This is a genomic window from Helicobacter aurati (assembly GCF_003364265.1).
GTDB lineage: Bacteria > Campylobacterota > Campylobacteria > Campylobacterales > Helicobacteraceae > Helicobacter_A > Helicobacter_A aurati.
In genome coordinates, this window is record NZ_NXLW01000015.1 from 43,496 (window position 1) to 51,143 (window position 7,648).

At 33.3% G+C, this 7,648-nt stretch carries 7 protein-coding genes; 2 read left to right on the top strand and 5 right to left on the bottom strand.

What is annotated here, in order from left to right; genetic code table 11:
- The first annotated feature begins 160 nt into the window (after nucleotides 1-160).
- Nucleotides 161-826: an SEL1-like repeat protein gene (locus CQA66_RS07375; RefSeq protein WP_104763219.1), complete on the top strand. Its 666-nt coding sequence runs from the start codon at nucleotides 161-163 to the stop codon at nucleotides 824-826.
- Between the two features lie 316 nt (nucleotides 827-1,142).
- On the opposite strand, the gene rpe is transcribed toward CQA66_RS07375, so the two are convergent.
- From rpe to CQA66_RS07390, 3 genes are all read right to left on the bottom strand, one after another.
- The gene (rpe, locus tag CQA66_RS07380; protein ID WP_104763222.1) at nucleotides 1,143-1,784 is read right to left on the bottom strand and encodes a ribulose-phosphate 3-epimerase; all 642 of its coding nucleotides are present in this window, start codon (nucleotides 1,782-1,784) and stop codon (nucleotides 1,143-1,145) included.
- Nucleotides 1,785-2,065: 281 nt separating this feature from the next.
- Complete coding sequence (locus tag CQA66_RS07385; RefSeq protein WP_324843345.1) at nucleotides 2,066-2,788, bottom strand: imidazole glycerol phosphate synthase subunit HisH; 723 nt, start codon at nucleotides 2,786-2,788, stop codon at nucleotides 2,066-2,068.
- Nucleotides 2,788-3,531: a disulfide isomerase gene (locus tag CQA66_RS07390; protein WP_104763220.1), complete on the bottom strand. Its 744-nt coding sequence runs from the start codon at nucleotides 3,529-3,531 to the stop codon at nucleotides 2,788-2,790. The genes CQA66_RS07385 and CQA66_RS07390 overlap by 1 nt, the downstream gene beginning before the upstream one ends.
- 190 nt (nucleotides 3,532-3,721) lie before the next feature.
- Here CQA66_RS07390 and cysE point away from each other — a divergent pair, with 190 nt between their 5' ends.
- Nucleotides 3,722-4,522, top strand: coding sequence for a serine O-acetyltransferase (cysE, locus tag CQA66_RS07395; RefSeq protein WP_104763224.1), 801 nt, complete (start codon nucleotides 3,722-3,724; stop codon nucleotides 4,520-4,522).
- Nucleotides 4,523-4,926: 404 nt separating this feature from the next.
- Here the strand turns inward: cysE and CQA66_RS07400 are convergent, their stop codons facing one another.
- Both CQA66_RS07400 and CQA66_RS07405 read right to left on the bottom strand, forming a co-directional pair.
- Nucleotides 4,927-5,949: a class 1 fructose-bisphosphatase gene (locus tag CQA66_RS07400; protein ID WP_115582582.1), complete on the bottom strand. Its 1,023-nt coding sequence runs from the start codon at nucleotides 5,947-5,949 to the stop codon at nucleotides 4,927-4,929.
- A gap of 77 nt (nucleotides 5,950-6,026) precedes the next feature.
- Nucleotides 6,027-7,196 carry a glutathionylspermidine synthase family protein gene (locus CQA66_RS07405; RefSeq protein ID WP_104763221.1) on the bottom strand — a complete coding sequence of 390 codons (1,170 nt, stop codon included), beginning with the start codon at nucleotides 7,194-7,196 and terminating at the stop codon, nucleotides 6,027-6,029.
- Nucleotides 7,197-7,648 lie beyond the last annotated feature (452 nt).

The window sequence follows — 7,648 nt, forward strand, 5'->3', positions numbered from 1 at the left end:
CTTTAACAAAACAAATATTCTGCTAAACTCAATTAATCGTAAAATTGAATAATTAATCAAACAAATACATTTTTAAATTGTAAATTACAGTAAAAACATGATAAAATCCGATAAAGTCTCTGGAAAAATAACAATATAATTACAATATAAGGAAATAGCGGTGAAACGTGTTCAACTGATTATAAAAATTTTTATAATGCTATCTGCTCTAACGTATATTTCTTGCACCAAGAAACAAGCGACAGTAGTGCAGCCTCCTATTATTCAAGATAAAGAGAGAATTAATCAATACAATACACTAGATAATCTCAAAGAAGGTCTTTGGTATGTAGATAAATGGAAATCATACGCAAAACAAATTTGTGATAATTCTAAAGGATTTGATTGTTCTGTTCTAGGGGAAATTTACCACGAAAGATTCTATGGTTACGGTTCTAAGGCAAAAAGACAAGAAGCAGTTTCATTGCTGAATACATCTTGTGAAAAGCAAGATAGCAGAAGTTGCCTTAAACTTGGAATACTTGCAACACAGTCAGATATTCCAATTGTTAATAGCAATGACTTATTTATAAAAGCACACGATATAGCACTGAAAAAATGTGAGCAGCAATATATATTTGACTGCATGACGTTATCACTTATTTATTTTGAAGGATATGGTAGTTTTGAGCGAGATAGAGAAAGGGCTAAAAACCTTGCAAGATACTCATGCGACAACGGATATGCTATGGCTTGTATCTTTTTGGGGACTAATGCCGATAACCGAGAAGAGCTACAAACTGCCCATACGAAGGCATGCAAGCTTGGCATTACAACATTTTGTTAGCTTTTAATTAGAATAAATACAGTGATACGGCGCGATATAAATTATAAGGTTTACCTATTTTTTTGCTTTCCCCTTAAAGTTTTGAGAAATACTACACTGCAAATAAGCTTTCAATTTGCAAGTAGCTCATTAATATTCCATTCTTTATTTTTAAACAAAAACATTTAAAGAATGGGAAAGCAATGCTACAAAGGCAAAGATACTACTTGTAATTAAAAAACTTACCCGAATAACAATTACAACAAAAACAAATTCTTAATAATTAGTACTTACGCTGGATTTGTGAACATTTCGTTAAACTGATTATCTCTAAAAATTATATCTTAAGGGAAGTGATAGCTTCTTTCCTGTCTCTATGCCCAAAAATATAACTTCCACCCACAACAATATCGACTCCCACATTTTTAAGCATTGCAATATTATGGTTATTTACGCCGCCATCAACTTCAATAAGACAATTTGCATTCTTCATGATTATTAATTCTTTCAAATCAACGATTTTTTCTATACTCGATTCTATAAAACTCTGTCCACCAAAACCAGGATTGACACTCATAACAAGCACCATATCAATATCATTAAGAATATATTTTAAAGTCTGCGGATCCGTATGGGGATTTAATGCAACAGCAGGACTAATGTTGTAAGAACGTATTTTTTGAATAATGCGACATAAATGCCTTTCAGATTCTACATGCACACTAATAAAATGTGGCCTTAAAGGCGCATACAAATCAATAAAAGTATCTGCATTTTCAACCATAAGATGTATGTCAAGAGGAATATTAAAAAGTCTTGGAATCTCCATTAATACACAGGGTCCAATGGTAAGGTTTGGTACAAAATGCCCATCCATAACATCAACATGCAATAAATCACACCCAGCCTCAACGACACTTTTTATTTCTTCCTCCAATCGTAAAAAATTTGCAGCAAGTAAACTAGGGGCAACAAGCATAAGATTATTCTGAACAATACGTGAAGAAGTAGGCATCGCGGAATTATTAATAAAGGCTTTATTATCTTGCAAATCTTTTTCATCGTCCATATTACGTATAGAAAGCTTGGCTAAACCCTCTATATCATGTGTTTGCTTTAAAGAATTTAAAAGCTTTTCAAATTTTGGATTCAATCCCAACATATTGCTCCCTTGCCTATTGTAGAATATAATAATATACAAAACATTTGTTAATCTTCAAGCATTTTAACAAAAGTTTCAACGAGCAATTAACTTTACTTCTATAATAGTAAAAAGTTATAGAGGATTCGTAATCCATCTTTATAGCTTTTTTCTGGATGCGGTTGGATACCTAAGACATTATCGCTACTTACTACACTCGGGAAACGTCTATTGTATTCACACTCTGCAACAACACAGTCATTCTCACAAGCAACACAATAACTATGCACAAAATAAAGATAAAACCCATCTTGTAAATTCGATAAAAGCTTGTGTGTTTTTGTTACAAAATTTTTATTCCATCCAACATGCGGAATCTTTATAGAGATATTGTCAACGCGACAACTAACCAACGAATCATTTGACAAAGTCAATGAATCAAAGTTGGAACAAGAGACATCATTTTGCGTAAGATTTGCATGGAGAGATGGTGTATTGCCCAAATAAACAACCTCTCCTTTGATTAACCCCAGCCCTTTATACAGCCCAAACTCATAACTTCTTTCAAAAAGCAACTGCATACCTAAACAGATTCCTAACAAATACTTTCCGCTTGCTGCAAATTCCAAAAGAGCAGAATCTAAATCGTAGAGAGTGAGATTATTCATGGCAGTTTTAAAAGCACCCACACCAGGAAGTATAATTTTATCGCAGCTCTTAATATCTCGAGTAGTCTGTATCCTTTTTATAATATATTGATGAACTCTTAAACATTCTAAAGCGCGCATGACATTTGCAATGTTACCCACATTATAATCTAACACCCCCACGATTTTTGACACTATTTATCCTCTTCAATAATATATGGCGTTCCTTCAACTTTCCCTTCGCCCATAAGTTTGTGCACAACCTCTTCTACCATTTTGGTATCCATTTGCTTTGGTTTATATTGGGGATTATAGATACGTTGTAAGATTTTAATTTTTTCAGAATTAGTCGTTGCTTTTCTTGTAAGCGAATAGATTTCTGCAACTTTCTGCGCAGAATCTTTGCCCATCCAACCTACAGGAATCATACGTACATCTCCTTGCTGTAATCTCTCATTGATATGTTTAAACTCTTCTTGACAATGTGGACACATTGGATCAGAAACAATATAAAAAACTTTTTTTGCATTTTTATTGGTGCTTGACAAATAAATAATAGAATCTTTAGGAAGACTAGCAATAGCTTTTTTAACTGCTTCACGCGTTTTAAACGTCGCATTGTAATTAGTAACGGATCCAAATTCTGCAACAATTATATTTCTATCAGCTTCGTTAGAAGTAAAAAAAGCACTTGTAACAGCAAGCAAAAAACTTTCTTGTTTGTTGGTAACTGCCAATACTCTAAACCCAGTCTTAGACTCCTTAAGCGTTACGAGTTTGAGATTGGGATCTTGCTGCAATGACTGCTCTTTTAATACGGAAGTTTCTTGCCCTGTTTGCTCTTTTATCATATCAGTAAGCTTACTGGCTTGTGCTATCCCCGTAACAACACAACATGACAATAGATATGAAACTACATAATTTGCAATTTTTTTCATTCTTCTAGACTCCTTTGAGTTATAAAATATGTTGGATTGTATCATGCAAAAAATAATCGATTATTAAAAAATGGACAATAGAATCAGTTATAATAAAAGTTTTTAGAACAAATGCAAAGTAGAGTATAGAGTGAAACAAAAAATCAACAATCAAAATATCATATCAGATAAAATAGATTCTCAAAATAATATTCTTCATAAAGAAAATCTAAATTTGTGGCTTCAAATTAAAGAAGATTTTGCTACACCTAAAACTAAAGACCCTGCATACAACAACTTTGTAGAATTATTTTTTAATTATCCAGGTCTTATTGCCATTGTACATCATAGGATTGCACACAGACTTTACAAGAGGGGCTTTCACTTATTGGGTAGAATTATCATGGGGTGGGCACAATTTCTTACAAATATCGATTTACACCCTGCTGCATACATAGGCAGACGTGTATTTATTGACCATGGCATAGGTGTAGTAATTGGTGAAACTGCGCAAATTGGCAACGATGTAACCATTTATCAAGGAGTAAGCCTTGGCGGAGTGAGCTTAGAGAAAACCAAACGTCATCCTACAGTCCTTCACAATAGTATTATTGGAGCTGGCTCTAAAGTACTAGGCGACATTGTTTTAGGAGAAAATGTCAAAATTGGCTCTAACTCTGTTGTAATTAAGAATGTGCCAAATAATTGTACGGCAGTAGGTATTCCAGCTAGAGTAATTAATAGAAGCGGTAAAGACGAATACAACCCGAATGAAAAAACCACAACAACTAAACTCCCAGATATTGACCAAAAAATGTTCACTTATATTCTTTGCAAAATGAAAATCTTTGAACAAATCATCGAGCAGGCACAAAACGGAAATGAGCATATCACTCTACAAGACTTATGTAAAGAAAAAGAAAAATTCAAAACACAAGAAGAGGAGCTGAATAAACATTACAGAGATTTCATCCAAGCAATTCGTAAAGAGGAAGCAACACTGCAATCATAAAACTTATTTCATTGCCCAGTAATAAAATTGAATAACCTTGAGAAAATTATAATTGTTTTAGAAAACACTAAACTCCCATTTCTTCAACATCAAGCAAATAGCCTATAATCATGTAGGCTATCTTTTTCTAATATTTATTTTTTCCAAGTAGTCATGCCGACTAAGAGTCAATCATTCAAGACGACAAGCGGAATCCCGAAGTACGATGAGTAACCAATAATGTTTTTGTAGATTTCTATACAGACTAGCATCGTGATACTTGGGACACAAAACAATTCACAATGTTTATAGAGTCCTACAAAACATACTATCTTGATAATCAAAAGAAGACAAATTAAACTTGCTGTTAAACGTAAGGATGCAGATTAAAAAACAATACCATAAATTTCATATTCTCAAAATACTTATACAAATTCTCTAACACGTTGTATCTCCTCATGACTTCCAAAAAAACACGGAGTACTCTCATGTATACTTTTCACATCTCCATCAAGCAGGCGTGTTTTGCCATCAATAGCTCCTCCACCAGCATATTCAAAAATCAACGCAAAAGGATACACTTCAAAAAGTTTTCTAAGCTTCCCTGTGGGAGAATCTGATGTGGCAGGATAGCTAAAAATCCCCCCTCCTTTACACAAAATCTGATGCAAATCAGGAACCATACCACCACTATAACGTAATCGATAGCCCTCTCTAAAAAAACTTTGTACAAGCTCAAAATGCTTTATGTCCCAATATTTTTGTGTGCCTCCAGTAGCATTAATTTTACCTTTTTGTTGTAATTTCAATTCTTGAATAAAATGCCATGTTCCTGTACTGGGGTTATACAAATAATGTAAACTTTGAGAATCTTTAGCAACTACCAACTCAAGTCTTGGTCCATACAAAAAATAAAGAGAGGCAATAAGATTCTGCGGAGCAAAAGTATGCGCATAGATTCCAAAGATACTTCCTATACTAAGGTTACTGTCCATAAGTGAAGATCCATCCAAAGGATCAAAAGCTACTAAAAGGTCTTGCATAGTTAGCGTGTATATGGTGCTACTCTGTATCAATACATTAGATGAAAGCAATTCTTGTAATAATGCTCCTTGTAAAATATTGTCTTGCTTATCTCGTTGCAAGGAATCATCACTTTGTAAATTAGAATCAAATTTCTGAAAACACGTCATATCACAAAGCACAACTCCTTCCCTCTCCTCACTAGCAAAACCCTTGATTGATAAACTAGAAAGAATCTTTCCAAAAAGATTATCCGCAGCAATATCAATCTGCAATTGATTATCTCCACTGGCATTAGCATGCGAACTATACTGTATTTCTCTTGTCTCCAAAAGCCTTGCTAATTGTAACGCCCCCTGCTTCAATGCTTCAATGATTTGAGAAACAGATTCTGTAATAGATGTGCTACATACATTGCTTTGCACTACTTCTCCTTAATATCTAATATGATAGAGATTCTAAGACCAATCCAATATTAATTTGCAATAATCTTAGCACACTACTATCGAATAATATGGCTAACAAATTTCGAGTAATTATCCATAATTTCACCGCCTTTTCTAAACCCCAACCCACAAGATTCATAAGAAAAGAAGACATTTGCTTGATAAAATGAGCCATTATAAGAATTAAGGGGATAGAACTCTTGATAAACGGCTTTGTGATTGGCATATTGACCATCTTTTGCATTAATAGGTGCACATTGAGAATCTAAAATGCTTGTATTAGCTCCTTCTCTGCCAAAAGCATGTTTTTTAACTTGCTTTTTACCCAAAGGTTCATAACTCGTTTGTAACAACAAAGGATGGTTAGGATACAAATCCCACAGAATCTTTAAAATTCTCTTACTTTGAAATAACAACGTATAAGCCGGGTTAAGTAAAATACCTTTTTGGTTTGCCATAATATCATTAACAATCAAAGCTAACTCTGGTTCATCGATAGCAATATTTTCCCATGGAATGAATTTAAACCAAAATTCAAAATTACAATTATTAAAGAATACTCCATCGCTAGGACTCAATTGTACTTCATCAACAAAACAAAAGTCCGTTTGCAACCCTGCATTATTAGCCATGTCCTGCAAAAACCGCACAGTCTTTTCTTCTTCTATATTCCCACGAATACTAGAGAATAATATCTTCCACCCCTCATATATTTCATTGAAGTTGCTTGTATCGTCACTCAAGGTAATTAATCGTTGAAAATTTTGTGAAATTGCTTCATACACATTGTTGAACTGTGCGTTTTCATCATAACCGTTTGCCCTTAATAACGCATATTGCACAGCAGAAGTTTCATAAAGCATAGTTGGTGTATCAGCATTAAATTCAAGTAACTTAATTTGTTGCCCATCAAGCCCACCTGCTAAATCAAAACGTCCGTAAATATGCCAATGCACGTCTTCATTGAAACTTTGCACAATAGAATCCACCAAACTATTAGGTATATCCAGCTCATAGAATAAATTATTATCTATGACATACTGTGCTGCTTCTACGTACATATCATAGAGTTCATTGCATGCTTCATAGTATCCATCTGCCTCTTGTTCGCTAATATGGATAAGTTCATCGCTAATATATTCTGTATTGTCTGGGTCCGTGTGCCATTCCAAGCCAATTTGCTCAAAATCTTGTTTAGTAAATGGTTTGAGTTTTGTAATCTGCATAATGTTCCTTTTTATTGCTGAGCGAATTCGAATCTTTGATAAACGAATTTCGTATGAAGTATTATAAACATTCTAGTTTAATAGTACAAAACATCATAAATCTTAACCAAACATATCAAAGTACAAACCCCATTTCTTTTAACAATGACTTACTTTGTGTGTTGCCTTAAGAATATATTATGTAAAGTTTACTATTAAAAATTACAATGTTATTTACTATTTGGTTGCATTAGTTATATATAAGTTACGTAATGATTCTAATAACACAATAATTCATATACGAAAACAAGAACTTATGTACAAAGACTCTAGATACAAATAAACACAATAATTGCATGTTTTCGATATGCCAGCAACCTCTTTCGCTAATTTAGAGGGCAAACTACAACAATAAATTTATCTAAATAAAACGCAATTAAATCACTACTTATTATATTCTTTATATTCTCAAT

Coding starts and splice junctions, on each gene's coding strand:
- CQA66_RS07405 (WP_104763221.1), bottom strand. CDS start 7,196: ATGCAGATTACAAAACTCAAACCATTTACTAAACAAGATTTTGAGCAA.
- CQA66_RS07390 (WP_104763220.1), bottom strand. CDS start 3,531: ATGAAAAAAATTGCAAATTATGTAGTTTCATATCTATTGTCATGTTGT.
- rpe (WP_104763222.1), bottom strand. CDS start 1,784: ATGCTTGTTGCCCCTAGTTTACTTGCTGCAAATTTTTTACGATTGGAG.